General features: G+C 53.7%; 2 protein-coding genes. One reads left to right on the top strand and one right to left on the bottom strand.

Annotated features, from left to right (window positions below; translation table 11 throughout):
- Nucleotides 1-29 precede the first annotated feature (29 nt).
- Nucleotides 30-278 carry a DinI-like family protein gene (locus E0D98_RS24475; RefSeq protein WP_052971528.1) on the bottom strand — a complete coding sequence of 83 codons (249 nt, stop codon included), beginning with the start codon at nt 276-278 and terminating at the stop codon, nt 30-32.
- A 417-nt stretch (nt 279-695) separates the two neighbouring features.
- On the opposite strand from E0D98_RS24475, the gene E0D98_RS24465 reads away from it, so the two are divergent.
- Nucleotides 696-1,225 (top strand): DUF1281 domain-containing protein (locus tag E0D98_RS24465; RefSeq protein ID WP_131891288.1); only part of this gene is annotated, 530 nt, incomplete at its 3' end.

Raw genomic sequence — 1,225 nt, 5'->3', positions numbered from 1 at the left:
AGGGTCAGCCGGACGGTGATAAACGGTACTCATGCTGCAGGCAGCCAGCTGTCGTCCTGCCAGATTTCTTCCAGCAGAGACAGGATACGTTCTTTATCCTTGTCGTTGCGGGCTCCTGTGACAGATACAGACGGGGCGCTGCCCTGGTCTATACGCAGCCAGATTTCCGGGGAGTGTGGTTTCAGACGTTGTTCGATTTCATTCTGTAGCGCCTGAAGTGTGCCTGATTTGAGGTTTTTTGTGCTCTGGCGGTCGAAAAGAATTTCAATGCGGATCATGTTCTCATCTTCCTTTTCTTTTGCTGTATGCATATACAGTATTCTAATAACTGAATCCGCACACAGTCAAATGTCATTGTTCTGATTAAAAAACGCTCAATTCTCTGAGGGTGTGGCTGTATGCCTGCTGTGAAGTGCTGTGTCCAGCTTATCCACAGCATTTTGTGCACGGTTCTGTGGACAAAATACCTGGTTACCCAGGCCGTGCCGGCACGTTAACCGGGCTGCATCCGATGCAAGTGTGTCTCTGTCGCCGGCCTCCTCACCCGGTCACGTTTCGTCGTTCCTCCTCCACGAGCTGCGGCTTCGGGGCCGCACCTGCATTCGTATGCGGTCGCCCGGTTACAGGTGCGGCACGGCCTGATGGAGGCCGCATGTAAGAGGAGAATTCCCATGCCAAACTGGTGCTCAAATCGTATGCATTTTTCTGGTGAACCGGCACAGATTGCTGAGATTAAACGACTGGCCAGCGGTGCAGTCACACCGCTTTATCGCCGCGCCACAAATGAAGGTATTCAGCTGTTTCTGGCCGGAAGTGCCGGACTTCTGCAGACCACTGAAGATGTGTGGTTTGAACCGTGCCCCGGACTGACGGCTGCTGGACGTGGCGTTGTATCGCCGGAGAATATCGCGTTCACCCGCTGGCTGACACACCTGCAGGACGGTGTACTGCTGGATGAGCAAAACTGCCTGATGCTGCATGAACTCTGGCTGCAGAGCGGTATTGGCCGGCGTCGCTGGAAAGGATTACCGGATGATGTCAGGGAAACCATCACTGTGCATTTCACCGCCAAAAGAGGTGACTGGTGTGACATCTGGGGTAACGAGGATGTATCGGTGTGGTGGAACCGTCTGTGTGACAACGTACTGCCGGAAAAAACCATGCCGTTTGACCTGCTGACGGTTCTGCCCACCCGCCTTGATGTTGAAGTGAATGGCTTTAACGG

The sequence above is a fragment of the Escherichia sp. KCJ4928 genome, assembly GCF_004352695.1.
Lineage (GTDB): Bacteria > Pseudomonadota > Gammaproteobacteria > Enterobacterales > Enterobacteriaceae > ECMA0423.
The sequence above is the reverse complement of the archived record's forward strand: the minus strand, read 5'-3'. Positions and strand labels throughout refer to the sequence as shown.

Excerpts from the sequence above, each read along its gene's own strand:
- E0D98_RS24475 (WP_052971528.1), bottom strand. The coding sequence starts at position 278 with ATGATCCGCATTGAAATTCTTTTCGACCGCCAGAGCACAAAAAACCTC.